Annotated in this window: 25 protein-coding genes and 2 tRNA genes; 17 read left to right on the top strand and 10 right to left on the bottom strand. The window is 66.4% G+C overall.

Going from position 1 to position 23,325, the window contains the following annotated elements:
• The first annotated feature begins 39 nt into the window (after positions 1-39).
• Positions 40-192, top strand: a complete 153-nt coding sequence (locus BM282_RS18370) for a hypothetical protein (RefSeq protein ID WP_175501336.1) — start codon at positions 40-42, stop codon at positions 190-192.
• Here the strand turns inward: BM282_RS18370 and argS are convergent.
• Entirely contained in the window at positions 184-1,938 is a 1,755-nt protein-coding gene (gene argS / locus BM282_RS02350) for an arginine--tRNA ligase (RefSeq protein ID WP_089876410.1), read from the bottom strand. The two genes, BM282_RS18370 and argS, sit on opposite strands and share 9 nt — an antisense overlap.
• Before the next feature lie 219 nt (positions 1,939-2,157).
• Between argS and BM282_RS02355 the strand changes: the two genes are divergently transcribed.
• Together BM282_RS02355 and ribB are read left to right on the top strand one after the other, a co-directional pair.
• The gene (locus BM282_RS02355) at positions 2,158-2,865 is read left to right on the top strand and encodes a DUF120 domain-containing protein (RefSeq protein ID WP_089876412.1); all 708 of its coding nucleotides are present in this window, start codon (positions 2,158-2,160) and stop codon (positions 2,863-2,865) included.
• Positions 2,866-3,546, top strand: coding sequence for a 3,4-dihydroxy-2-butanone-4-phosphate synthase (gene ribB, locus BM282_RS02360; RefSeq protein ID WP_089876413.1), 681 nt, complete (start codon positions 2,866-2,868; stop codon positions 3,544-3,546).
• 38 nt (positions 3,547-3,584) lie between these two features.
• Here the strand turns inward: ribB and BM282_RS02365 are convergent, their stop codons facing one another.
• Positions 3,585-4,508: an NAD-dependent epimerase/dehydratase family protein gene (locus BM282_RS02365; protein WP_089876415.1), complete on the bottom strand. Its 924-nt coding sequence runs from the start codon at positions 4,506-4,508 to the stop codon at positions 3,585-3,587.
• 196 nt (positions 4,509-4,704) lie between these two features.
• On the opposite strand from BM282_RS02365, the gene BM282_RS02370 reads away from it, so the two are divergent.
• Positions 4,705-5,634, top strand: a complete 930-nt coding sequence (locus BM282_RS02370) for a branched-chain amino acid transaminase (RefSeq protein ID WP_089876416.1) — start codon at positions 4,705-4,707, stop codon at positions 5,632-5,634.
• A gap of 16 nt (positions 5,635-5,650) precedes the next feature.
• Here the strand turns inward: BM282_RS02370 and BM282_RS02375 are convergent, their stop codons facing one another.
• The 3 genes from BM282_RS02375 to BM282_RS02385 form a co-directional block, all read right to left on the bottom strand.
• Entirely contained in the window at positions 5,651-6,055 is a 405-nt protein-coding gene (locus BM282_RS02375) for a RidA family protein (protein WP_089876418.1), read from the bottom strand.
• 53 nt (positions 6,056-6,108) lie between these two features.
• Positions 6,109-6,708, bottom strand: coding sequence for a DUF502 domain-containing protein (locus BM282_RS02380; protein ID WP_089876420.1), 600 nt, complete (start codon positions 6,706-6,708; stop codon positions 6,109-6,111).
• Positions 6,709-6,771: 63 nt separating this feature from the next.
• Entirely contained in the window at positions 6,772-7,611 is an 840-nt protein-coding gene (locus BM282_RS02385; protein WP_089876421.1) for a proline dehydrogenase family protein, read from the bottom strand.
• Between the two features lie 124 nt (positions 7,612-7,735).
• On the opposite strand from BM282_RS02385, the gene BM282_RS02390 reads away from it, so the two are divergent.
• The 7 genes from BM282_RS02390 (at position 7,736) to BM282_RS02420 (ending at position 14,988) form a co-directional block, all read left to right on the top strand.
• On the top strand, positions 7,736-8,278 hold the full coding sequence (locus BM282_RS02390) for a CDP-2,3-bis-(O-geranylgeranyl)-sn-glycerol synthase (RefSeq protein ID WP_089876423.1): 543 nt from the start codon (positions 7,736-7,738) through the stop codon (positions 8,276-8,278).
• Positions 8,279-8,495: 217 nt separating this feature from the next.
• Entirely contained in the window at positions 8,496-9,038 is a 543-nt protein-coding gene (gene pyrE / locus BM282_RS02395; RefSeq protein WP_089876425.1) for an orotate phosphoribosyltransferase, read from the top strand.
• Positions 9,039-9,214: 176 nt separating this feature from the next.
• Entirely contained in the window at positions 9,215-9,934 is a 720-nt protein-coding gene (locus BM282_RS02400; RefSeq protein ID WP_089876428.1) for a phosphoribosyltransferase family protein, read from the top strand.
• A 159-nt stretch (positions 9,935-10,093) separates the two neighbouring features.
• Positions 10,094-11,587, top strand: coding sequence for an NCS2 family permease (locus BM282_RS02405; RefSeq protein ID WP_089876430.1), 1,494 nt, complete (start codon positions 10,094-10,096; stop codon positions 11,585-11,587).
• Positions 11,588-11,770: 183 nt separating this feature from the next.
• Positions 11,771-13,177, top strand: coding sequence for an NCS2 family permease (locus BM282_RS02410; RefSeq protein WP_089876432.1), 1,407 nt, complete (start codon positions 11,771-11,773; stop codon positions 13,175-13,177).
• Between the two features lie 99 nt (positions 13,178-13,276).
• A complete protein-coding gene (locus BM282_RS02415; protein ID WP_089876434.1) occupies positions 13,277-14,662 on the top strand; it encodes an aryl-sulfate sulfotransferase in 1,386 nt (461 codons plus the stop codon).
• 71 nt (positions 14,663-14,733) lie between these two features.
• Positions 14,734-14,988 carry a glutathione S-transferase N-terminal domain-containing protein gene (locus BM282_RS02420; protein ID WP_089876436.1) on the top strand — a complete coding sequence of 85 codons (255 nt, stop codon included), beginning with the start codon at positions 14,734-14,736 and terminating at the stop codon, positions 14,986-14,988.
• 228 nt (positions 14,989-15,216) lie between these two features.
• Here the strand turns inward: BM282_RS02420 and BM282_RS02425 are convergent, their stop codons facing one another.
• Positions 15,217-15,618: a hypothetical protein gene (locus tag BM282_RS02425; RefSeq protein WP_089876438.1), complete on the bottom strand. Its 402-nt coding sequence runs from the start codon at positions 15,616-15,618 to the stop codon at positions 15,217-15,219.
• A 47-nt stretch (positions 15,619-15,665) separates the two neighbouring features.
• The gene (locus BM282_RS02430; protein WP_089876439.1) at positions 15,666-16,643 is read right to left on the bottom strand and encodes a transcriptional regulator; all 978 of its coding nucleotides are present in this window, start codon (positions 16,641-16,643) and stop codon (positions 15,666-15,668) included.
• Between the two features lie 159 nt (positions 16,644-16,802).
• On the opposite strand from BM282_RS02430, the gene BM282_RS02435 reads away from it, so the two are divergent.
• Positions 16,803-18,140, top strand: a complete 1,338-nt coding sequence (locus BM282_RS02435; protein WP_089876441.1) for a tRNA(Ile)(2)-agmatinylcytidine synthase — start codon at positions 16,803-16,805, stop codon at positions 18,138-18,140.
• Positions 18,141-18,147: 7 nt separating this feature from the next.
• On the opposite strand, the gene BM282_RS02440 is transcribed toward BM282_RS02435, so the two are convergent.
• Positions 18,148-18,600, bottom strand: a complete 453-nt coding sequence (locus BM282_RS02440) for a DUF7382 domain-containing protein (protein ID WP_089876443.1) — start codon at positions 18,598-18,600, stop codon at positions 18,148-18,150.
• Positions 18,601-18,675: 75 nt separating this feature from the next.
• On the opposite strand from BM282_RS02440, the gene BM282_RS02445 reads away from it, so the two are divergent.
• Genes BM282_RS02445 through BM282_RS02455 form a run of 3 tightly spaced genes read left to right on the top strand, consistent with a single transcriptional unit; the run spans position 18,676 to position 20,574 of the window.
• Complete coding sequence (locus tag BM282_RS02445; protein ID WP_139229676.1) at positions 18,676-19,839, top strand: ATP-binding protein; 1,164 nt, start codon at positions 18,676-18,678, stop codon at positions 19,837-19,839.
• A gap of 22 nt (positions 19,840-19,861) precedes the next feature.
• Positions 19,862-20,203, top strand: a complete 342-nt coding sequence (locus BM282_RS02450) for a CrcB family protein (RefSeq protein ID WP_089876445.1) — start codon at positions 19,862-19,864, stop codon at positions 20,201-20,203.
• Positions 20,200-20,574, top strand: a complete 375-nt coding sequence (locus BM282_RS02455) for a fluoride efflux transporter FluC (RefSeq protein WP_089876447.1) — start codon at positions 20,200-20,202, stop codon at positions 20,572-20,574. The genes BM282_RS02450 and BM282_RS02455 overlap by 4 nt, the downstream gene beginning before the upstream one ends.
• A 358-nt stretch (positions 20,575-20,932) precedes the next feature.
• Here BM282_RS02455 and BM282_RS02460 read toward each other — a convergent pair.
• Positions 20,933-21,005: transfer RNA gene (locus BM282_RS02460), tRNA-Asp, on the bottom strand.
• 30 nt (positions 21,006-21,035) lie between these two features.
• Positions 21,036-21,108 (bottom strand) — tRNA-Asp (locus BM282_RS02465).
• 419 nt (positions 21,109-21,527) lie between these two features.
• Between BM282_RS02465 and BM282_RS02470 the strand changes: the two genes are divergently transcribed.
• Both BM282_RS02470 and BM282_RS02475 read left to right on the top strand, forming a co-directional pair.
• Complete coding sequence (locus tag BM282_RS02470; RefSeq protein ID WP_089876450.1) at positions 21,528-21,755, top strand: DNA-directed RNA polymerase subunit H; 228 nt, start codon at positions 21,528-21,530, stop codon at positions 21,753-21,755.
• Complete coding sequence (locus BM282_RS02475; protein ID WP_089876453.1) at positions 21,752-23,323, top strand: DNA-directed RNA polymerase subunit B''; 1,572 nt, start codon at positions 21,752-21,754, stop codon at positions 23,321-23,323. Before BM282_RS02470 ends, BM282_RS02475 begins: the two co-directional genes overlap by 4 nt.
• The last annotated feature ends 2 nt before the right edge of the window (positions 23,324-23,325 follow it).

The raw sequence follows: 23,325 nt of genomic DNA on the forward strand, positions 1-23,325 counted from the left end.
AGGAGAAGTTCTTTCACTCGTCTGTGAGGAGTCGTCGGTATGAAAGATACGAGTTCGAACGTCCCGTTCTGGTGGGTGCTCCTGTTCATCGTCCTCGCACTCGGTGCGGGGGCCGCAATCGTCTTCGCCGTCGGCGGAAGTCTCATCTCGGCCGGTGCGGGGGCGCTCCTGCCCCTGCCCGGACTACATTGAGTCGGGCGCTTCGATGCCGAGGGTGTAGAGTGCGTTGGCGACGGTGTGCCGGGCCGCCTCGACGAGTCCGAGACGGGCCGCGGCCACGTCGTCGTCCTCGGCGTTGAGGACGGAACACTCGCGGTAGAACGTGTTGAACGTCTCCGCGAACGTGCGGACGTACGTGGCGACGACGTGCGGTTCGAGGTCGTCTGCGGCCTCCTCGACGACGGCGGGGAACCGCGCGACGACGCGAATCAGTTCTCTCTCCGCTTCGGTGTCGAGAAGCGACGCGTCCGTCGAGGGTTCGATACCCGCCTCGGACGCCTCGTCGACGATACCGCAACAGCGCGCGTGGACGTACTGGACGTACGGCGCGGACTGCGCCTCGAAATCGAGCGCGCGTTCCCACTCGAACGTGATTCCCTTCGTCGGTTGCTTCGAGACGATGTCGTAGCGGACGGCCCCGATACCCACCTGTCGGGCGATACGGTCGATGTCGTCGTCGTCGAGTCTGTCGTCGCGGATGCGCGAGTCGAGGCGGTCTTCGACCTCTTTTCGAGCGCGGGCGACGGACTCGTCCAACAGGTCGTCTAAGTCGACGCCCGTCCCCTTCCGCGTCGACATCCCGCCCTCGGGGAGGTTGACCCACGAGTAGAACGTCTGGCGCAGGTCGCTCGTGTCGTTGCCGAGAACCCGGAGTGCGGCGTCTAACTGCTCGGCCTGCAGTTTGTGGTCCTCGCCGAGGACGGTCACCGCCTCGTCGTAGTTGTCGAACTTCCACTCGTGGTGCGCGAGGTCACGCGTCGTGTACAGCGTCGTGCCGTCCGACCGCAGGAAGACGAGGTTCTTCTCGAAGCCGAACTCGCTCAGGTCGAGTTGCCACGCGTCGTCCTCGTAGACGGCGTACTCGGAGTTCTTGAGGCGGTCGACCACGTCGTCGGCGTCGCCGTTCCGGATGAAGTTCGTCTCCTTCACGAACTCGTCGAACTCCGCGGGGAGGCGTTCGAGCGACTGGCGCATCCCGCCGAGCACTTGGTCGACGACGACGGCGACGCGTTCGTACGTCGACTCCTCGCCCGCTTCGAGCCCCTGCATTATCTCAGCTATCTTCGCCTCTGCCTCGGCGGCGTCCTCGTCGTCGGCCTCCTCGAGGTAGGCGTTTCCTTTGCGGTAGTAGCGGACCAGGTCGTAGTCCGAGCGGTCGCGTTCCGGTTCGGGTAACTCCGACTCGTCGAACGTCTCGTACGCCCACGTGAAGACGGCGACCTGTCGCCCGGCGTCGTTGACGTAGTAGTGGCGTTCGACGTCGTTCCCGGCGAACTCCAGCACGCGAGCGATGGCGTCGCCGAGGATGGGGTTGCGGGCGCGACCGACGTGGACCGGGCCGGTCGGGTTCGCCGAGGTGTGCTCGACCACGACGTCTTTGCCGGTGTCGGGGAGGTGACCGTAGTCGTCCTCGCGGCCCGCTTCGACCGTCTCGGCGTAGTAGGCGTCGCTGACGAAGAAGTTCACGTACGGCCCCTGCGGTTCGGCCGATTCGAGGTAGTCGTACGGCGTCGCGTCGACGGCCTCGGCGACGTCGACGGCGACTTTCGGCGGCGGTGCGCCGACTTCGCCGGCGAGACGGAAGGCCACGCTGGACGCCAGTATCGCCGGCACGTCCTCCGGCGGTTCTTCGACGCCGAGGTCGTCGGTCGGCAAGTCGAGAGAGGAGAGTGCGGCTTCGACCGCGTCCTCGACCTCCGAACGGAGTTCTCTGAACATATCTCCCGATTCAGGAGGTGCGGCTAAAGGCCTTTCCGAACGCCGTCGCGGCGGTTCGCTCTCGCGATGCGCGCGCCGCCGCGACCGACGGACTTAGGCCGCGGACGCCCCAACTCCGAGTCGAACGCGCGCCCGTCGCCGCCTCGGCGCTTGATTCTCACTTTTGGAACGCTTCTCACATCCGGTACACTTATCGGTCCGTACTGCCAACTACGGACAATGTCTGAATCGGCACTCGCCGCCGTCGGCTACGACGAACTCGCCGCGCTGAAGTTCGTCGCCCTCGAAGGCGGTCGGACCGGTCCCGTGAAGGTCTCTTGTTCGGGTCTCGCCGAACGTCTCGACGCCTCGACGCAGACCGCCTCCCGCCGCCTCCAGCGACTGGACGACGCCGGCTACGTCGACAGAGACGTCGTGTCGGACGGCCAGTGGATTTCGCTCACCGAGGCGGGCGAGACGGCGCTCCACCGCGAGTACGCCGACTACCGTCGTATCTTCGAGGACGACGCGGAGACGTCCGTCGAACTCTCCGGCACCGTCGTGAGCGGGATGGGCGAGGGACGCCACTACATCTCGCTGTCGGGGTACATGGAGCAGTTCGAGGCGCGCCTCGGCTACGAACCGTTCGCGGGCACGCTCAACGTCGAACTCGACGAGGAGAGCGTCCGGTCGCGGGCCGCGATGTCCTCGCTGGACGCCGTCCCCATCGACGGCTGGGAGGACGACGAACGCACCTTCGGTCCGGCGACGTGCTACGCCGCCACCGTCCACCACGACGGCGACTCGTTCGACCCGGCCCACATCATCGTCCCCGAACGGACCCACCACGACGAGTCGAACGTGGAGCTAATCGCCCCCGCGAAACTCCGCGACGAACTCGGACTGGACGACGGCGACGACGTGACCGTCGCCGTGGAGGCGGTGTAGATGGCGGAGACGCAACGCGCCGACGACGCGCTTTCGCGCGCACTCGACGCGTTCGCCGCGGGCGAACCAATCCTCGTCCACGACTTCGACGACAGGGAGGGAGAGACGGACGTCGTCTACCCCGCCGGTGCCGTCGCCCCCGTCGACGTGGCCCGCCTGCGCAACGACGCCGGTGGTCTCGTCTGCGTCGCCCTCTCTCACGAGGTTGCGGACGCGGTCGACCTGCCGTTCCTCGACAGCGTCATCGACCACCCCACGGCGGCCGACCACGACCTGGCGTACGACGACCGGTCGTCGTTCTCGTTGCCGGTGAACCACCGCGACACGTTCACAGGAATTACCGACGAGGACCGTTCGCTCACCATCACGGAACTGAGCGAGGCGGCCGAACGCGCCCTCGCGGGCGACTACGACGTCGACGACTTCGCCGCCGAGTTCCGCTCGCCCGGCCACGTCCACCTGCTCCGCGGCGCGCCGAACCTCCTCTCGGACCGGCAGGGCCACACCGAACTCGGCCTCGCTCTCGCCGCCGAGGCGTCGCTTCCGGCGGCCGTCGTCGTCTGTGAGATGCTGGACGACGAGACGGGCGCGGCCCTCTCGCCCGACGCCGCCCGCGACTACGCGCGGCGAAACGACCTCGTCTACGTCGAGGGCGCGGCCGTCGTCGACCGTCTCGTCTGAGGGGTGCGGGCGACCCGCTCACCCCGACTCGCAGGCGGTCACTCGCGCCAACTCCGCGCCGGTTCCCACCCGAGCATCCGCGCCGCCTTCTCCGTCGAAATCAACGACTCGTACCCCTCGAACGCCTCGTGCGGCACGTCGGGGTACACCTCCTCGACCAGTTCCTCCGTCGTGAGGTCGGCGCTCGTGTCCGCCGCCGAGGCGAAGAACCGTTCGTGGCCCTCGAAGTCGGCGGCGACGGCGCGACGGACGAGTTCGGCGGCGTCCGACTGCGCGAGGTACGCGAACACCGTGTTCCGCGCCGTCTCGAAGTGACCCGCCTCCTTCAGCGCGGCGGGCGTTCGCTCGGCGTGGGCGAACGTCTCGCGCATCTGTCTGTCCGTCGGCATCCAGGGGAACCGTATCGAGGCGATGGTCCGCGGTCCGTCCGGTCGCTGGGCGAACCCGTCCGCCGTCACTTCGAGGACGTGCTTGCCGAGGCCGTACGGGTTCGACGGCGACACCGGGTGTTCCTCGTCGAGTGGGAGGTAGGAGAGGCGAATAGGGTCGGGTTCGAAACTCGCGCCGACGGCGGAGAGACTGGACGCGAGGACGACGGTGTCGACGTCGAGGGCTTCGGCGGCCTGCAGGACGTTGTACGTGCTCGTCGCGTTGCTCTCGAAGACGACGTGGCCGGGGTCGTGGTCGGGCGTCGAGAGCATCCCGAGGTGGACGACGGCGTCGGCACCGGCGGTGGCGAACGCGCCGTACGTCTCGCCCGCGTCGGTCATGTCCGCTCGCAGGTCGGCGTCCGCCTCGGTGTCACTGACCGACCGGGACACGTTGACGACGCGGTGCCCCGCGGCTTGGAGGGCGGCGATCACGGTGGGACCGATACGGCCCGTTCCGCCGGTGACGACGACCGTCTCCGGCGGCGAGAATTCGGGTGGGCTGTCTCTCGTTTCGAACTCGGACTCTGACATTCGTCCACAACCGACGCGGAGCGCAGAAAAAAACCCAGCGGGCCGCTTCGGCGGTCCGAGGACGAATCTGGACGCTACTATAAATTGTTAAGAAGCCATCCGAGAAAGGGTACGTACCGATGCTATCGTTCGAGGACCGAACAGACGGGACGGACCGCCGCACGACGACGACTCGACCGCTCGGAGGTGCGTGAGCGTGGGATTCGACGAGATGGACGTCGACACCATCTGGATGGACGGCGAGTTCGTCGATTGGGAGGACGCGCAGATTCACGTCCTCACGCACGGACTCCACTACGGCACGGGCGTCTTCGAGGGCGTGCGCCTGTACGACACCGAGAACGGACCCGCTATCTTCCGCTGGGAGGAACACCTCGACCGTCTCTACCAGTCGACGAAGCCGTACGACATGGAGATTCCCTTCGAACCGGAGGAACTCACCGAAGCGACGCTGGAACTCCTCCGCCGGCAGGACCTCGAAGCGGCGTACGTTCGCCCCATCGCGTTCTACGGCTACGACACCCTCGGCGTCTCGCCGGGCGACTGCCCGACGAACGTCGCCATCGCGGCGTGGCCGTGGGGCGCGTACCTCGGCGAGGACGCCCTGGAGAACGGTATCGAGGTGATGGTCTCCTCGTGGCGAAAGCACTCCTCCAGTCAGATTCCGACGAACGCGAAGACGACGGGTCTGTACGTCAACTCCCTTCTCGCCGGCGAGGAGGCGCGCCGAAACGGCTACCGCGAGGCCATCGTCCTCAACAAAGAGGGCAACGTCGCCGAAGGCCCCGGGGAGAACATCTTCCTCGTCCGCGACGGCGAGATATTCACGCCCGGCCTCTCCGAGAGCATCTTAGACGGTATCACCCGAAACACGCTCATCACGCTGGCCGAAGAACGCGGCTACGAGGTTCACGACAACGTCTCCATCAGTCGCGGCGAACTCAACACCGCCGACGAACTGTTCTTCACCGGGAGCGCAGCGGAGGTCACGCCCATCCGTCAGGTCGACAACGTCGAGATAGGCAACGGCTCTCGCGGCCCCGTCACCGAAGAACTGCAGGAGGCGTTCTTCGACCTCGTGGAACGCCGCACCGACGACCACGACGAGTGGTTCACCTACCTCTGAACCGAGGACGCCGCGCTCAGTTCGCTCGCTCTTCCTCGTGAACTATCGCCGTCGCCTCGACTTCGACGAGTAGTTCCGGCGCGACGAGTCGGTTCACCTCGACCATCGTCGCCGCCGGTCGCACGTCGCCGAGCAGTTCGGCGTGCGCCTCTCCGACGGCCTCCCAGTCGTCGATGTCGGTGACGTACAGGCGCGTTCGAACCACGTCCGCGACCGACGCGTCGGCCTCCGAGAGCGCTCGCTCGACGTTCTTTAGCGCCTGCTTCGTCTGCGCGTAGGCGTCGCCCTCGCCGACGACGTTCCCGTCGCGGTCCGTCGCCGTCGTCCCCGAGACGTGGACGTGCGGCCCGACGCGAACTGCACGCGAGTAGCCGACGCGCGGTTCCCACTCGGTTCCGGTCGAGACGTGTCTCCGTTCCATGTCGTCGGCGCGCGGCGGACCGACAAAAGTACTTCTGGCGTCCCGTCGCCGACCTACCGCTTCCGTTCCCGTTCGTCGTCGACGTCGATGTCGATGGCGGACTGCGTCTCGTCTTCGGCGAACCCGGCCGAGAGGATGCGCGTCAACGCCTCCTCGACGCGTTCGTTCGTCTCGGTGAGGTCCTCGGGTTCGACTTCCATGACGAACCCGGTGGTGATGTTCGGAGCTGTCGGCATGAAGATGACTTCGCGGCCGTCCGAGGTCGTCTTACCCGTCTTGAACGCCGTCATCCGAACCCCCGGCCACACTTCGAGTCTGACGGGCTTTTGCAGGTCTTCGGTCCCCGTCAACGCCGTCTCGACGGCCAGTTTCGACGCGTTGTACAGCACTCGCACGAGGGGGACGCGGTTCATCGTCGAGTCGATACCGGACTCGAACAACCGCCCCGCCGTCGTCCGCATCAGATAGCCCACCGAGAGCACCAACATCAAGAAGACGATGATAGCGACGAAGAAGCCGTACGGTTCCTGCAGTTCCCTGATGACCGGGAGTCTGACGATACTGTTGTAGAGGATACTGAGGACGTACAGGATGACGAGAATAGGCACGAGTACGACGAGCCCACTTGCGAAGTCGCGTCTCCACGAAGACATTTATCGGTCGGTAGGTGACTCCGGAGGGTTAAGAGGGCTTCTGTCCGCTACCCGGTTCCGAGTTCAGACGCCGACGACGGCCCGGAGTGCGAACAGCGCGTTCTCCTTGCGTTCGCGGACCCGGCGGTAGAAGTACGAGAACCACTTGTCGCCGTACGGCGCGTACTGCCACACCTCTCTCCCGCCGGCGGCCAACTCGCGTTGGGCGTCTTCGCGCACGCCCATGAGCATCTGCACCTCGAACTCCCGCCCGTACTCGGCGGCGAGTTCCTCGGCCCGCGCAATCATCTTCGGGTCGTGACTGCCGACGGCGACGCCGCCGACGTACTCGTCGAAGAGGAACTCCAGGTACTCCTCGTACTTCTCGTTGACCACCTCCTTTCTCTTGTACGCTATCGCGGCGTCCTCGTCGTACGCCCCCTTCACGAGTCGAATCTTCCCCGGGACGTCCGCGAGTCGCTTCAGGTCGTCTCCCGTCCGCTTCAGGTTCGCCTGCACGCACAGGCCCACGCCGCCGTCGTACTCTCGCGCCGCCTCCTCGAACACGTCGAGGGTCACGTCCGTCGTGTCCGCGTCCTCCATGTCACACCAGACGAACACGTCGTGTTCCTCGCCCGCGGCGGCGATTCGGTGGTAGTTCTCGCGGAACACGTCGTCGCCGACGTCGATACCGATCTGGGAGGGCTTGACCGACACGCAGGCGTCCAGTCCCGACCCGGAGATGTCCGCTATCAACTGTTCGTACGCCGCGGCGTCGCCGTCGGCCGGCGCTCGCTCCTCGTAGTGCTCTCCGAGGAGGTTCAAGATGACCTTCACCCCGTCTTCGTTCGCCCGGCGGGCGTGGTCCAACGCCGTCGCCGTCGTCTCCCCGGCGACGAACCGACTCGCGATTGGAGGAATCATAGTGCAGAGTACGAGTGTTCAGTTATCAGGGTTTTCGTTCGTCCTCGGTCGGACGGATGCGCCGACAGTCCGGGGACGCGACGGAATCACCGACGCTTTTGTTTCGGGCGACGACGCTGCGACCATGCTACTCGAACTCGTCGCCGGAGCGTTCTGGGCGATGCTCCCGGCGTACGTGCCGAACAACGCCGCCGTTCTGGCCGGCGGTGGGGCCCCGATAGACGGCGGACGAACGTGGGGTGGCCGTCGGGTCCTCGGCGATGGAAAGACGTGGCGCGGCACCGCCGTCGGAACGCTCGCGGGATTCGCCCTCGCGTTCGCCTGCAACGCCGTCGCCGAACCGGTCGGCGCGACGCTCGGGGTGACGCTCCCGACGTTCTCGCTCCTCGGCGCGTTCGGCCTCGCACTCGGTGCGATGCTGGGCGACATCGGCGCGTCGTTCCTCAAGCGACGCTCGGGCCGCGAACGCGGTGCCGCGTTCCCGGGCCTCGACCAACTCGACTTCGTCGTCGGCGCACTCGCCCTCGCCGCCGTCCTCGACTTCGCGTGGTTCCGGACGGTCTTTACGCTCCCCGTCGCCGCCGTCGTCCTCGTCCTCACGCCCGTCCTCCACGTCGTAACGAACGTGGGCGCGTACTATCTGGGACTGAAGAACGAGCCCTACTAACGAGCTTTTTACACGTTCGGGTCGCGCGGAGCGCGACCGCTCACCGTAAAAAGCTCGACCAAAAACCTCCCGCGAGGCGAAGCCTCGCGGTACAGCGTCGGCGTTTCTCCGCCTCCGCACCACCTCCTCACCGCCTCCGCCCTGTACCGCCTCCGCATCACCTCCGCCTGCCCGAACCGCCCCGTTTAAGCACCTCGCTGGTCGCTCTCGATACGAGATGGCGAACGACGAACTCATCGAGGCGCTTCGCGCCGCGGACGCAGTCCAGTTCGGCGAGTTCGAGTTGTCCCACGGCGGCACCTCGAACTACTACGTCGACAAGTACCTCTTCGAGACGGACCCCGAGTGTCTCCGACTCATCGCGGACGCCTTCGCCGACGAACTCGACGGCGTGGAGAAACTCGCGGGCGTCGCCCTCGGCGCCGTCCCACTCGTCGCCGTCACCGCCGTCGAGACGGACACGCCCTACGTCATCGCTCGGAAGAAGGCCAAAGAGTACGGGACGGCCAAGCGAATCGAGGGCCGCCTCGACGAGGGCGAGGAAGTCGTCGTCCTCGAAGACATCGCCACGACGGGCAACAGCGCACTCGACGCCGTCGAAGCCCTGCGCGACGCCGGTGCCGTCGTAGAGCGCGTCCTCGTCGTCGTCGACAGACAGGAAGGGGCCGCAGAACGCCTCGCCGAGGCGGACGTCGAACTCGACTCGCTGGTCACCGCCGACGACTTGCTCGCGGACGCGGACGCCGCGTCCGACGGGTAACGCCCGCTTACTCTCCCGTCCCGTCTCGTCCCGTCGCCCGAAGTCTGCTCGCACTCGCGTCAGTGCCTCCTCTCGAACGCTCCCCGTGACTCGCGCCGGTATCTCACATCCGTGCTGAATTATTGCGCTGTCTTGTATCGAAGTATTCATACTTGTGTAACCGCGAATCACGGGGTATGAACAGAGCGGAGAAAGCGGCCCTCCAACTACAGGCCGTCGCCGTCCTTCGGATGCTCAAAGAGACGCGGACGTACGACGAACTCGCGGACCTGACCGAACTCCCCGCGGGCGATTTGAACCGCTACGTCAACGGACACGTCCTCCCCGGCGTCGAACGCGCCCGCGACGTCGTGCAAGGCGTCGGACACGACGCACTCGCCACCGAGTTGGAGAGTCGCGTCGAGTTCGACGACGAAGGCTACGTCGACAACTCCGGCGTCGTCTTCGACCAGTCGTTCCTCGACCTGGTCGCCCCCGTCGCGGCGAACACCCTCGGCTTCCAACGGCCGGACGTCGTCCTCACCGCCGCCACCGACGGTATCACCCTCGGTGCGGCGATGGCGAGTTACTTCGACGCCCGCGTCGCCTACGCGAAGAAGTCCAAGGAGACGGCCGTCGAAGAGTTCATCGAGTCCCGCCAGCGACTCGCCTCCGGCATCGAACTGACGTACTACCTCCCGCAGCGAGCGCTCTCCTCGGGCGAGAACGTCCTCGTCGTCGACGACCTGATTCGCTCGGGCGAGACCCAAGAACTCCTCCTCGACATCGCCCTCCAGTCCGACGCGAACGTCACCGGCGTCTTCGCACTCATCTCCGTCGGCAACGAGGGGATGAACCGCGCCAAGGAGATAACCGAGGCGCCCGTCGGCGCACTCACGACGTTCGAGACGGAGTAGTTCCGTCCGCCGCGTCGACGCGTTTCGCTCCGAGATATAGTAGCGTCTGCAACTGTTTACTCATCCGACCGCACGCCGTCGTGCGGTCGAGTGAGCGATGACTTGCAGACGCTACTATAGATACACTTAGGTGTCCGTCTTCGGTGCCCTGTGACGGTCATGGGTTCAGCACGGACAGAGGACGCCTCGTCGGACGGTGTTCGCCGCGCCGTCGCCGACTTCTTCGAACTCGACGAACACGACACCGACGTCAGAACGGAGGCGCTCGCGGGTCTGACGACGTTCCTGACGATGTCGTACATCATCGTGGTCAACCCTGCCATCCTCGCGGGCATCGAGGGCGTAAAGCCCGGGATTCTCCTAGACGGGTTCGCGCCGGGGCAGGTCCAGCAGATGCTCGCCATCGTCACCATCCTCGCCGCCGCGACGGGGACGTTCGTGATGGCCGTCTACGCGAACCGGCCGTTCGCGCAGGTGCCCGGGATGGGGCTGAACGCCTTCTTCGCGTTCACCGTCGTCGGCGCGTTGGGCGTCCCGTGGCAGACGGCGCTCGCCGCCGTCGTCGCCGAAGGCGTCCTCTTTCTCGTCCTCACCGTCACCGGCGTCAGAACGTACGTCGTCCGCGCGTTCCCCGAACCGGTGAAGTTCGCCGTCGGAACGGGTATCGGCCTGTTCCTCGCTATCATCGGCCTGCAGGCGATGGGTGTCGTCGTCGACGACGGGACGACGCTCGTCGCCCTCGGCGACCTCACGAACCCCGTCGCCCTCGTCTCGGTGCTGGGACTGTTCCTCACGTTCGGTCTCTACGCGCGCGGCGTCCGCGGTGCCGTCGTCGTCGGTATCCTCGCAACCGCCGTCCTCGGGTGGGCGGCCACCGCCGCCGGACTCGCCGCACCCGACGCCGGACTGGTCACCGGCACGCGAACGCTCTCGCTCTCGGTGCCCGCAGTCGGCGCGTTCGACCTCCTCGTTCCGGCGACGGGGACGACGGCGACGTACGACATCTCGCCGTTGGCCGGGGCGTTCACCGCCGGACTCGCGGGCGTCGACGTCCCCACCTTCCTCCTCGTCGTCTTCATGCTGTTCTTCGTCGACTTCTTCAACACCGCCGGGGCCGTCACCGGCGTCTCGCAGGTGGCCGGATTCCTGAACGAGGACGGCAACCTCCCCGAGGTGGAGAAACCGCTCTTCGCCGACGCCGTCGCGACGACGGTGGGAGGGATGCTCGGCACGTCGACGGTGACGACGTACATCGAGTCCGCCTCGGGCGTCGAAGCGGGCGGCCGGACGGGCCTCACCGCTCTCTTCGTGACGCTGTTTCTCCTCGTGGCCGTCGTCTTCGTCCCCGTCGTCTCCTTAATTCCGGTGTACGCCTCGCACATCGCCGTCGTCGTCGTCGGCGTCCTGATGCTCCAGAACGTCGCCGACATCCGCTGGGACGACCTGAGCCACGTCGTCCCCGCGGGTCTCACCATCGTCGTGATGCCGTTCACGTACTCCATCGCGTACGGCATCGCCGCGGGCATCGTCTCGTACCCCCTCGTCAAACTCGCCGCGGGCGAACGCGGCGACGTGCGGACGGGCCACTGGGCGCTCGCACTCGCGTTCGTCGCCTACTTCCTCGTCGCCACCGGCGGCGTCCTCGGCGCGTAGCGCGACCCGACGTCTTCTCACCTCGCCTCACTGCCGCTCGACACAAATTTTCGACACGTCTGTGCGCACCAGACGCGTGTTTAGCCGCTTGCCTCTTCAGATGTATACATATATGTGTATATTCTCCGCCGCGGAGATGGTAACGCTTATGCACAAAATCGAGAGTATGCTCAAACGTGCATTATGGGGCTCACTGAAACGCTGGCAGATTACTTCGATGTGCAAGAACACGGGTCGTCGGTGCGGACCGAACTCCTCGCCGGCCTGACGACGTTCCTGACGATGTCGTACATCGTCGTCGTCAACCCGTCCATCCTGACCGCCATCCCGGACGTCAAACCGGGCATCGCCATCGCGGGGTTCTCTCCCACCGAGGTGCGGTCGATGCTCGCCGTCGTCACCATCATCGCCGCCGCCGTCGCGACGTTCGTGATGGCCGTCTACGCGAACCGACCGTTCGCGCAAGCGCCCGGACTCGGCCTGAACGCCTTCTTCGCGTTCACCGTCGTCGGCGCGTTGGGCGTGTCGTGGCAGACGGCGCTCGCCGCCGTCGTCGTCGAGGGTGTCCTGTTCATCGCGCTCACCGCCGTCGGTGCCCGCGAGTACGTCATCAAACTGTTCCCGAAGCCCGTGAAGTTCGCCGTCGGAACGGGTATCGGGCTCTTTCTCACCATCATCGGCCTGCAGGCGATGGGCATCGTCGTCGACGACGGTGCCACGCTGGTCACGATGGGCCAAGTCGCCTCGAACCCCGTCGCCATCCTCTCGGTGTTCGGGCTGTTCGTGACGTTCGCGCTGTACGCGCGCGGCGTTCGCGGCTCTATCATCATCGGAATCCTGTTCACCACGCTCGTCGGCTGGCTTCTCACGGCGTTCGGCCCGTACACGCCCGACGCCGGACTGGTCGCCGGTGGCTCCGGTGCGACGTACAACATCACCCCGCTGACGGGTGCGTTCGTCTCCGGTCTCGGCCAGATAGAGGCGTTCTCCTTCGCACTCGTCGTGTTCACGTTCTTCTTCGTGGACTTCTTCGACACCGCCGGAACGCTCGTCGGCGTCGGACAGGCCGGTGAGTTCTTAGACGACGACGGGAACCTCCCCGACATCGACAAACCGCTCATGGCCGACGCCGTCGGGACGACGGTGGGCGGGATGCTCGGAACGTCGACGGTGACGACGTACATCGAGTCCGCCTCGGGCGTCGAGGAGGGCGGCCGCACCGGTCTGACGGCGCTCACCGTCGCGGGACTGTTCCTCGCCTCGCTCGCGTTCGTCCCTCTCGCCGCCGCCATCCCCCTGTACGCCTCGCACATCGCGCTCGTCGTCATCGGCGTCGTGATGCTGCAGAACGTCGTCGACATCGACTGGTCGGACGTGACGAACACCATCCCCGCCGGGATGACCATCCTCGTGATGCCGTTCACGTACTCCATCGCGTACGGCATCGCCGCGGGCATCGTCTCGTACCCCCTCGTCAAACTCGCCGCCGGTGACCTCGAAGACGTGCGGATGGGGCACTGGGCGCTCGCCGCCGCCTTCGTCGTCTACTTCTTCGTCCGCACGAGCGGACTCATCCAGGCGCAGGTCTGACCTGCGTCCGCGTTCCTGCCCGCCTCTGTGGTACCGTGTCACACATTCATCGACATACCGCAAAAGATTCACCTCTGAATTCGCTGTAACCGAGTAGTGATGGATACGCCCTCTAGACGAACGGCGGTTCGAGTGGTCGCACTCGTCCTCGTCGTTTCACTGCTGACTCCTGCGGCCGTCTCTGCGATTACGTACGAACCGGCGGACGAGACGACGCTCACCCGCGGGACGGTCACGAGTCCCGCCAACGGGTCGACCGTCGTCAGCGTGCAAGGTTACACCTTCCAAGGCAACACGAACCGAAAGAAGCCCGCACGCATCATCTCCGTCGGTGAGCGCGGACAGACCCAGTGGGTACACAACGACTCCGTCGACGACGGCGCGTGGTTCTTCGACGTGGACCCGATGCCGAACGGCAACCTCCTCGTCTCCTCGCCCCGAAGCGGTCAGACCGTCGTCTACGAACTGGACCCCGACACGCAAGAACGCGTCTGGCAGAAGACGTTCGACATCGAGGACACGCACGACGTCGACGTGTTGAGCGAGGACGAAATCGTCGTCGCCAACATGCGCGAGTGGAACGAGTCGACGAAGACCAGCGAGGACCGCATCTTCGTCTACAACCGCACGACCGAAGAGATAACGTGGGAGTGGTACTTCAAGAACCACTTCCCCGAAGACACCGACGGCGGGCACAACGCCGACTGGTCGCACGTCAACGACGTCGACCCCATCAGCGACGACAGACTCGTGCTCTCGCCGCGGAACTTCGATCAGGTCGTCGTCGTCGACATGGAGACGAAGAACATCACCAACCGCCTCGGCAGCGACGACAACTACGAGGTGATGAACGAACAGCACAACCCCGACTGGTTCCTGAGCGAGAACGGGACGCCGACCATCCTCGTCGCCGACAGCGGGAACAACCGCATCGTCGAGTACGCCTACGAGAACGGCGAGTGGGTCCGGACGTGGAACGTCGGGTCGAACACGCTCAACTGGCCGCGCGACGCCGACCGACTGCCGAACGGGAACACGCTCATCACCGACACGCTGAACCACCGCGTGATGGAAGTGACGCCCACCGGAGAAGTCGTCTGGGAGTACTACGCGACGTGGGGGCCGTACGACGCCGAACGCGTCGCTCACGGTGACGAATCGTCCGGGCCGACCATCCGCGATATGAACGCCAGCGGGACGTACGCCATCACCGGGAGCGCGAACCTGAGCGCCGGGTCCGGCGAAGACGTCGGCTTCGCCGGGCAGATGCGAGCGACGTTCGCCGGGACCGTCCTGGAAGAACCGATGAACGAGTTCGCGACGCGGTGGGCGCACGTCACGCCGTGGCTCCGCCCCGTCTGGATGTCCGGGTGGGACTTCGTCTGGGTCATCGGCGCCCTCCTCGTCGTCCTCGCGTGGGGCGGCACCGAACTCGTCCTCGGACGGCGTCGCATCGCCGCCACCGTGCGGAGCGTCCGGCAGTAAGCCCCCGTCGTGTGCGCTTCCGGTGCACTCGACCACCGGACTCTTTATCTACCGACCCGTAGCCCACGCCGATGGCAAACCTCACGCTGTACGAACTCGAGGGCTGTCCGTACTGTGCGAAAGTGAAGAACAAACTCGCAGACCTCGGACTGGAGTACGACTCCATCATGGTCCCCCGTTCGCACGGCGAGCGAACGGAAGTGAAAGAAGTGAGCGGACAGACGGGCGTTCCGGTCCTCGTCGACGAGGAACACGACGTCGACGGGATGGCCGAGAGCGACGACATCGTCGCGTACCTCGAAGAGACGTACGGTAGCGCGAGCTAAGCGCAGCTTTTGGTCAGCTTTTGCCGCGAGGACGTCGTTCCGAGCGGGAAAAGGTGGGCGCACGACATCGTCGCGTACCTCGAAGAGACGTACGGTAGCGCGAGCTAGACGCTCCGTTTTTCGACTTCCCGGCGGACGCGGCGCGTCCACCGAATCTCGCTTCGCCTTCTCGAAGACCGACGGCTATCCGACGCTCACGGGGAAGCGATTCGCGGGTGAGAGAGCCGCTCAGACCAGTCGTCGGTCGCCGGGTGAGTCCGGGGACCGTCCGCGTTCGTTCTCGCCGTCGTCGGCGACGGTCTCCGCCGTCTGGTAACTCTCGGTGATGTAGGGTGCCAGCGCCGCGACGCCGTCCGGTCTCGTCGAGACGGTGACCCACGACTCGACGCGGTGGTCGTCGGCCTCGAACGGTTCGACGTCGCGTTCGTCCGCGAGACGGCGGCGCGTCTCGGGCGCGAGGTGCGTGAGACAGAGGCCGCGAGGAGCGAGGAGAGCGAAGGGTTCTCCGTCGACGAGGTACGCGAGACGACCGAACCGACTCTGTACGTCGACCCGGAGGAGTCGTTCCCGTGCGAGCGTGCGGTCGAACGCCGCACGGAGTGGGTCTGGGCGGTCGGTCGTACTTACCACGCGACCGGTATGTGGGGCTAGTTGATAGCCGTTCCGAGTGTGAGAGCTCAGGCTTCGGTCGGGCCGTTCGACCGTTCGCGGATGAGGTCGCGAATCTCGTCGGGGTCGTCGATGGCGGCGAGTTCGTCACAGCTGACGAGCGCCGTTCCTTCGACGGAGTCGCGCTTGGACTGCTCTTCGGTGAAGTAGACCGAACGAGTCTGCGTCACCTCGCCGAGCGAGGACATGATTCGGGCGCGCTTTCTGGCGCTCCGGGTGAACGCCGAGTGCCCCGTGAGCATCGGTATCTGGTCCGAATGTCGGTCGTCGTCCTCGCTGACCGCCTTGAACGGCGCGCGAGACGTCGGGTGCACCGTGAACCCCGCGCGGGTCAGGATGTGGACGACGTGCTCGTCGTCGGGGTCGGCGTCGGGGTCCTCCGGCGTCGGTTCGGCGTCGCGAACCTCTTCGGCGCCGTCCAACACCGAGACGGGACTGGAGAACGGCTTGTCGAACATATCCTCTAGGTGGATGGCGACCTCGATGCTCGCGTTCATGCCGTCCTCGTACTTCGAGACGGTCCGGCGCGAGACGCCGAGTTCCGTCGCCAATCGTCCGAGACTCCACCCGCGCCGCTGTCGTTCGTCCGCGAGGAGGTCGCCGTCGATGTTGACGTACAGACCGCCGGGCGCGGCGTAGATGAGCGGCGGGACGTCTTCGAGAAAGAGGTCCATCGCCGTGTCGGGGTTCATCACCGGCACGCCGTGGCGGAAGTAGACCACGCCGGGCTTCAGGTCCTCGTCGCGGGTCCGGAGGCCGACGACCAACGGCGTCGCCGAGAGGTAGTTCCCGAGTCGACGCATCTCCGCACCGGTCGCCGCGTCGAACGCGTCGATGTTACCCAGCACCTTCAGGAGCGTCAGGTCGTCGCCGCGGCGAGCGGCGAGGTCGAAGCTCTTGGGCCGGATCGCACAACGGTCGCTGACGACGAACCCCGCGTCCTCGAGCATCGCTGTGAGGTTTCCAACCAGAGCTGACCGAGACATAACCGGAGATAAGCGATTTGAGGCATATAGATGTTGTGGCGCTCTCTCGTCCCCCCGTCCCCCGATTGGCATCTGTATCTTGCGGTATCTTTATATAGATTGTCGGGACCACGGTAACGACTCGAAAGGGGTTACTCGTCGGGCCCGGTACGGGGTGGTATGACCGTCGTTGGACTCGACGACACCGACTCGCGCGAACGCGGCATGTGTACGACGTACCTCGCGACGCTGGTCGCCGAGGCCATCGAGGCCGCCGGTGGGTCGGTCGAACGCCGTCTCCTCGTCCGTCTGAACCCCGCGGTCGAGCACAAGACCCGCGGGAACGCCGCTCTCGCCCTCCACACCGACCTCGACCCCGACGACGCGCTCTCACTCGCCGTCGACGAACTCGAACCCCTCGCCGAGACGGACGACCCGCGGACGAGTCCGGGGGTCGTCGTCGCACCCGGCGACCCGGACGCCGTCCCCGACGCCATCTCGTCGTTCACCCGCCGGTCGATTCGGTCGCTCGTCGACACCGAGGAGGCGGTCGAACTCGCGGAGTCGGCGGGCTACCAGCACCGGGGCTGGGAGGGCGGCCGCGGCCGAATCGGCGCACTCGCGGCCGTCGGCGCGTGGGCCGCCCTCGACGAGTGGACGTACGAACACATCTCCTACCGCGAGTTCGACCGGTGCGGGACGCCGCGCGACGTCGACTGCGACTCGGTGTTCGACGCCGCCGAGGAGTACTATCCCGACGCGTGGGACACCGTCGATACCGTCGAAGGGCAAGCGGTCTGCGTCCCGAACGCACCCGGCCCCATCCTCTACGGCATCCGCGGCGACGACGCCGACGCCGTGCGGTCGCTGTCGGCGGCCATCGAGTCCGAACCCGTCGAGCGAACCTCGCTGTTCTACACGAACCAGGGGACGGACGTCCACCTGCGCGACGGCGAAGTCGGCGCACTCGAAGGCGGCGGCGCGTACCGCGTCGACGGCGTCGTCGCGACGGACCCGGAGACGCGACGCGGCGGGCACGTCTTCTTCGAGTACGCGTCGAGCGAGGCGGAGACCGGCGAGGACGCAGACGCCAGCGAGGACACCGGTGCCAACGACGACACCGACGCTACCGGCCCCGCCGTCTCCTGCGCCGCCTTCGAACCGACGAAGCGGTTCCGTGACCGCGTCCGCGCCCTCCGGCCGGGAGACGAACTGACCGTCTGCGGGGAGTTCTCCGACGGGACGCTGAAACTGGAGAAGTTCGCCGTCCGCGCGCTGAATCGCACAGAGTCGGTCACGCCGACGTGTCCCGCCTGCGACCGGACGATGGAGAGCGCCGGCCGGAACCAGGGCTACCGCTGTCGCGACTGCGGGACGACGGCACCGGGGAAGGCCGACGTCGAGGTGGACCGCGCTCTCGAACGCGGGTGGTACGAGGTCCCGCCGTGCGCGCGTCGGCACGTCGCGAAACCGCTGATTCGCGGCGGATTCGACGCGCCGACGCACCCCGAGCGGTGAGCGGTCGCTACCCCGCGACCACCAGTATCTCCGTGTTCGCCCGACGGTCGACGAACTGACTCCCGGCGGGGGGTTTCACGTCGACGACGAGCGTTCCGCTCTCTTGATTCGACCGGAGGTCCGGGGCCACGGTGAGGGTGGCGGTGCCGTCCTCGCCGGTCGTCGCGTGCACGACGTCGTCGATGTCGGCGGTGCCGTCTTTCACGACGACGGTCGCTCCCTCCACCGGGTCGCCGTCGGGGTCGACGACGAGCATCGTCACGTCCTGTTCGCCCGGCGTCACCACGTCGGGGGTCGGCTTCACGTCCAACTCGGTGACCGCGAGTCCCTGCACGCCCGAGAGCATGTTCAGCATCACGCTCATCGTCGCGACGCCGACGACGAGGGCGACGACGAGTCTGATGGGGAGTCCTTCGATGGCGCGGTCGTCGGCGGCGAACCGTCGGAGTTCGTCGAACATACCGGTCGTGGCCTCGTCTCCGTATATAAACCTCCAGACGAGGATTCAAGTGCGAACCCGCGGCCAGACCCGGCGATGAAGACGGACGTACTCGGCCGACGTGACGGCGACGCCGACGCGGGCCCACTCGCGCGACTCGGACACCACCGCGCCCGCGACGGCAGCGACGGTGCCCCCGTCGCACTGGATTTAGACCGCCCCCACGCCGCACTCGTCGTCGGCAAGCGCGGCTACGGCAAGTCGTACACGCTGGGCGTCCTCGCCGAGGAGGCGGCCCGCGCGCCCGGCGTCGCACCCGTCGTCGTCGACCCGATGGGCGTCTTCTCCGGCCTCACGGAATCTGCGACGTTCGCGGCCGAGGTAATCCAGCATCCGACCGTTCGGGCCGACGCGATTCCGCCCGCCGCGTGGCCCGCACTCGTCGGCACCGACCCCGACTCGCCCGTCGGGTCGACGGTGTGGCGCGCGGCGAGCGAAACGGGGACGCTGTCGGCCATGCGCGCGTTCGTCGACGTGCCGCCGGAAGATTCGCGGGTCGGCCCGGAGACGACCCGCGCCGCGCAGAACCGCCTGCGCCGGGCGGACTCGTGGGGGGTCTTCGACCCGGACGGACTGGACGCGTCGGCGCTCTGCGGACCCGGAGCGACGGTGCTCGACTGCTCGGCGCTCGACCCCGCGCCGACGAACGCCGTCGTCTACGCCGTCGCCCGGTCGCTGTACGACGCTCGCGTCCGCGGCGCAGTCGAACGCCTCCCGTGGCTGTTTCTGGACGAGGCGCACGTCTTCTTCGACGGCGTCGCCGCGCCCGCACTCCGGGCGATTCTCACGAGGGGCCGAGCACCCGGCGTCTCGCTCGTCGCGGCGACGCAGCGACCGAGTGCGCTCCCCGACGTGGCTCTCTCGCAGTCGGACCTCAGGATGGTCCATCGACTCACCGCCGGACCCGACGTGCGAGCGCTGACCGCCGCCGACCCGACGTACCTCTCGGCGGGCGTCGCGACGCGCCTCCCCACGCGTCCGGGCGACGTCCTCGTCGTCGACGACACCGCCGAGGCGGCGTACGACGTCCGCGTCCGCACGCGAGGCACGCCGCACGGTGGGGAGAGTCCGCGTGCCAGCGCCGTCGCGGCGGACGATACGGGCGACGCGGACCGTTCGGCCGACGGACGCGATACAGGCGACGAGGCCGGAGACGCCGCTCGCACGGCCGATTCGGCCGGAACCGAAACGGCCGAGTAGCCCCGTCGGCGAGAGACGGTCGATGTCGCACAGGCTCGACCCACTGCTCGTCGCGGCGGGCGGGTTCGTCGGCGCGATACTCCGGTACGGCGTCGACGCCGTGCTTCCGGGCGTCGGCGGGACGCTGGCGGTGAACGTCCTCGGGAGCTTCGCGCTCGGCGCACTCCTCACCGTCGTCACCCGCCCCCGGGTTCGCGTCCTCCTCGGGACGGGCCTGCTCTCCTCGTTCACCACGTACAGCACCTTCGCCGTCCAGACGGCCGCACTGGGGCCGACGTGGGGCCTCGCCAACGTCGGCGCGAACTACGCGCTCGGCTTCGTCGCCGCCGTCGTCGGACTCTCCGTCGGGGGTCGGCTTCGGTGACGCCGCTGACCGAACTCGCGACGCTCCCGACGCCGGTGCTCGTCGGCCTCGGCGGGACGCTCGGTGCGCTCTCGCGCTACGCCGTCGACACCGCGCTCTCTGGCGGTCACCGGAGCACGCTGGCGGTGAACGTCCTCGGGAGCTTCGCGCTCGGCGCACTCGTCGCCGCGCCGGTGTCGACGGCGGCGGCGACGCTGTTCGGGACGGGCTTTTGCGGCGCGTTCACGACGTTCTCCTCGTTCGCCGTCGGCGTCGCCGAAGACGCGACGAACGGCGACGGGCGGCGGGCGGTTCGCTACGCCGTCGGAACGCTTCTGGCCGCACTCGGGGGCGTCGCCGTCGGCGGTGGACTCGTCGGAATTCTCGCCTGACCGGCGGTGTGTTCGTGTGCTCCGCTCGGCGACGAGACGCCTCGCTGGAGGACGTAGAGTCAAAGGACGCCCGGAGCGGGATTTTGAACCTCAGTCGCTCCGCTCACTTCGTTCGCTTCGCTCCCTGGTTCAAATCCCTTCGCAACCGTTCACAGATTTCAGTTGCGGTACGCTCGGCGACGAGACGCCTCGCTAGGGAACTGAAATCAGAAGAACGCCCGGAGCGGGATTTGAACCTCAGTCGCTCCGCTCACTTCGTTCGCTTCGCTCCCTAGTTCAAATCCCTTGTACTTCGTTTCGACGCTCACGGGCACGAGCACACGCTACGCGGTGCTCGTGAGGTAGCTCGCGTCAGAAACGCCCGGAGCGGGATTTGAACCCGCGTCACGACCGTGACAGGGTCGTATGATGGGCCACTACACCATCCGGGCAGGTGGTCCGCGTTCGCAGAGAGCAAACAGCGCCCGGAGCGGGATTTGAACCCGCGTCACGACCGTGACAGGGTCGTATGATGGGCCACTACACCATCCGGGCTTGCTCTACTCATTCGTAACCCGGTTTAGTAATTAAGACTTATCATCTGCAACCCGCGTGGTAGCCTCTACCGCGTCGCCCTCGGACACTCTTCGGCCGAGGTTCGGACTCGCCGTCGCCCGTCGTCGACGCGCCCAAATCTGCTCTGGTGTTCGAAACACGGACCGTTCGATTCGCCGGAAGGCATTTATTCGACTCTTGCGTTGTCGGTTCCAACGCGAGTGCTGCGCTGACGTCCGCGGAGGCGGTGCGCCGCCGACTGCGAGCGGTTCGGTCGGCGACTCGGCCGACTTCGGACGCCGGCTTGGGAGGCACTCGTTACGATGAGCGGCGCTTCTCGACTTACTTAACAAGGGTTAAATGCGTGCCGTCCGAACCCGCCTGTAGTATCTCGTGAGAACTTCTTCCCCCACCCATACATGGTAGACGTAAGCCAACACACACTCGTTCCAGAACATACGCTCCTCGAAGAGGAGGAGGTCGAGGAGATGCTGGACGAGTACGACGTCAAGCGCACGAACCTTCCGAAGATCAAGCGAACCGACCCGGCGGCGCCCGACGGAGTCGAGACGGGCGACGTGGTGAAGATCGTTCGTGACTCGCGAACCACGGACACGGCCGTCACATACCGACTGGTGATCGAATGAACCGACAGGACCGACGCGCAGTATCGCGACAGTACTTCTCACAGGAACGGCTCGCAGAGCACCACTTCCGTTCGTTCAACAACTTCCTCGAACGGGGCATGCAGGAAGTCGTCAGCGAGAAGGCGACTATCGAGACGGACATCGGTGACAAAGAGGGCGAAGAGCCCGTCTACGTCGAACTCGGCGATATCCGCGTCGAGACGCCGCGCGTCCGCGAGGCCGACGGTTCTGAGGAACTCCTGTTCCCGCAGGAGGCCCGTCTCCGCAACATCACCTACGCCGCGCCGGTGTTCATGGAGATGTCCATCATCCGCGGCGGCGAAGAGGAAGAGGAAGTCGTCGTGGACACCACCGAGACGAAGGTGGGCCGCATGCCCATCATGGTCGGGTCGACGAAATGTAACATCCACAACCTCTCCGACGAGGAACTCGTCGAAATCGGCGAAGACCCCGTCGACCCCGGCGGCTACTTCATCGTCAACGGCTCCGAGCGCGTGCTGATGACCTCGGAGGACCTCGCGCCCAACAAAATTCTCGCCGAGTACGACACGAAGTATGGCGACGAGATTCAGGTCGCGAAGACGTTCTCGCAGCGACGTGGCTACCGCGCCCTCGTCCTCTGTGAGCGGAACCGCGAAGGCATCCTCGAAGTGTCGTTCCCCTCTGTCTCCGGCAGCGTCGAGTTCGTCACGCTCGTGCGCGCACTCGGTCTCGAATCCGACGAGGAGATCGTTCACCGCGTGAGCGACGACCCCGAGATTGTGAAGTTCATGCTGGAGAACCTCGAAGAGGCCGAGGTTCAGACGGAAGCCGAAGCCATCGAGACGCTCGGGAAACGCGTCGCCGGCGGGCAGGGCAAGAACTACCAGCTGAAACGCGCGAACTACGTCATCGACCGGTACCTCCTTCCCCACCTCCACGAGGACGGCGTCGAGGAGGAAGAGGTCCGCATCAACAAGGCGTTCTACCTCTGCCGGATGGCGGAGGCGTGCTTCGAACTTGCGCTCCAGCGCCGCGACTCCGACGACAAGGACCACTACGCCAACAAGCGTCTCAAGGTCTCCGGCGACCTGATGAAGGACCTGTTCCGGACGGCGCTGAACAAGCTGGCACGCGACGTGAAGTACCAGCTCGAACGCGCGAACATGCGAAACCGTCAGCTCACGGTCAACACCGTCGTCCGCTCCGACGTGCTGACCGAGCGACTCGAACACCCCATCGCGACCGGGAACTGGGTGGGCGGCCGCTCCGGCGTCTCCCAACTCGTCGACCGGACCGACTACATGGGCGTGCTGTCTCACCTGCGTCGCCTCCGCAGTCCGCTCTCGCGGAGTCAGCCGCACTTCGAGGCGCGCGACCTGCACGCGACCCAGTGGGGTCGCATCTGCCCCTCGGAGACGCCCGAGGGACCGAACTGCGGACTCGTGAAGAACTTCGCGCAAGCGATGGAGCTCTCACAGAACATCGAGGACGAACAGGCGCTCAAACGTGAACTGGCGTCGATGGGTGTCGAGGGCATCCCCGGTATCGAAGGCCCCGACCCGACCAACACGCCTGCGGACGACTAAAC

It is taken from the genome of Halogeometricum limi (assembly GCF_900115785.1).
GTDB classification, from domain to species: Archaea; Halobacteriota; Halobacteria; order Halobacteriales; family Haloferacaceae; genus Halogeometricum; species Halogeometricum limi.

What these genes read in the sequence shown, in the direction of transcription:
- BM282_RS18370 (WP_175501336.1), top strand. Translation starts at nt 40, where the DNA reads ATGAAAGATACGAGTTCGAACGTCCCGTTCTGGTGGGTGCTCCTGTTC.
- argS (WP_089876410.1), bottom strand. Translation starts at nt 1,938, where the DNA reads ATGTTCAGAGAACTCCGTTCGGAGGTCGAGGACGCGGTCGAAGCCGCA.
- BM282_RS02355 (WP_089876412.1), top strand. Translation starts at nt 2,158, where the DNA reads ATGTCTGAATCGGCACTCGCCGCCGTCGGCTACGACGAACTCGCCGCG.
- ribB (WP_089876413.1), top strand. Translation starts at nt 2,866, where the DNA reads ATGGCGGAGACGCAACGCGCCGACGACGCGCTTTCGCGCGCACTCGAC.
- BM282_RS02365 (WP_089876415.1), bottom strand. Translation starts at nt 4,508, where the DNA reads ATGTCAGAGTCCGAGTTCGAAACGAGAGACAGCCCACCCGAATTCTCG.
- BM282_RS02375 (WP_089876418.1), bottom strand. Translation starts at nt 6,055, where the DNA reads ATGGAACGGAGACACGTCTCGACCGGAACCGAGTGGGAACCGCGCGTC.
- BM282_RS02380 (WP_089876420.1), bottom strand. Translation starts at nt 6,708, where the DNA reads ATGTCTTCGTGGAGACGCGACTTCGCAAGTGGGCTCGTCGTACTCGTG.
- BM282_RS02385 (WP_089876421.1), bottom strand. Translation starts at nt 7,611, where the DNA reads ATGATTCCTCCAATCGCGAGTCGGTTCGTCGCCGGGGAGACGACGGCG.
- BM282_RS02390 (WP_089876423.1), top strand. Translation starts at nt 7,736, where the DNA reads ATGCTACTCGAACTCGTCGCCGGAGCGTTCTGGGCGATGCTCCCGGCG.
- pyrE (WP_089876425.1), top strand. Translation starts at nt 8,496, where the DNA reads ATGGCGAACGACGAACTCATCGAGGCGCTTCGCGCCGCGGACGCAGTC.
- BM282_RS02400 (WP_089876428.1), top strand. Translation starts at nt 9,215, where the DNA reads ATGAACAGAGCGGAGAAAGCGGCCCTCCAACTACAGGCCGTCGCCGTC.
- BM282_RS02405 (WP_089876430.1), top strand. Translation starts at nt 10,094, where the DNA reads ATGGGTTCAGCACGGACAGAGGACGCCTCGTCGGACGGTGTTCGCCGC.
- BM282_RS02410 (WP_089876432.1), top strand. Translation starts at nt 11,771, where the DNA reads ATGGGGCTCACTGAAACGCTGGCAGATTACTTCGATGTGCAAGAACAC.
- BM282_RS02415 (WP_089876434.1), top strand. Translation starts at nt 13,277, where the DNA reads ATGGATACGCCCTCTAGACGAACGGCGGTTCGAGTGGTCGCACTCGTC.
- BM282_RS02420 (WP_089876436.1), top strand. Translation starts at nt 14,734, where the DNA reads ATGGCAAACCTCACGCTGTACGAACTCGAGGGCTGTCCGTACTGTGCG.
- BM282_RS02430 (WP_089876439.1), bottom strand. Translation starts at nt 16,643, where the DNA reads ATGTCTCGGTCAGCTCTGGTTGGAAACCTCACAGCGATGCTCGAGGAC.
- BM282_RS02435 (WP_089876441.1), top strand. Translation starts at nt 16,803, where the DNA reads ATGACCGTCGTTGGACTCGACGACACCGACTCGCGCGAACGCGGCATG.
- BM282_RS02440 (WP_089876443.1), bottom strand. Translation starts at nt 18,600, where the DNA reads ATGTTCGACGAACTCCGACGGTTCGCCGCCGACGACCGCGCCATCGAA.
- BM282_RS02445 (WP_139229676.1), top strand. Translation starts at nt 18,676, where the DNA reads ATGAAGACGGACGTACTCGGCCGACGTGACGGCGACGCCGACGCGGGC.
- BM282_RS02450 (WP_089876445.1), top strand. Translation starts at nt 19,862, where the DNA reads ATGTCGCACAGGCTCGACCCACTGCTCGTCGCGGCGGGCGGGTTCGTC.
- BM282_RS02470 (WP_089876450.1), top strand. Translation starts at nt 21,528, where the DNA reads ATGGTAGACGTAAGCCAACACACACTCGTTCCAGAACATACGCTCCTC.
- BM282_RS02475 (WP_089876453.1), top strand. Translation starts at nt 21,752, where the DNA reads ATGAACCGACAGGACCGACGCGCAGTATCGCGACAGTACTTCTCACAG.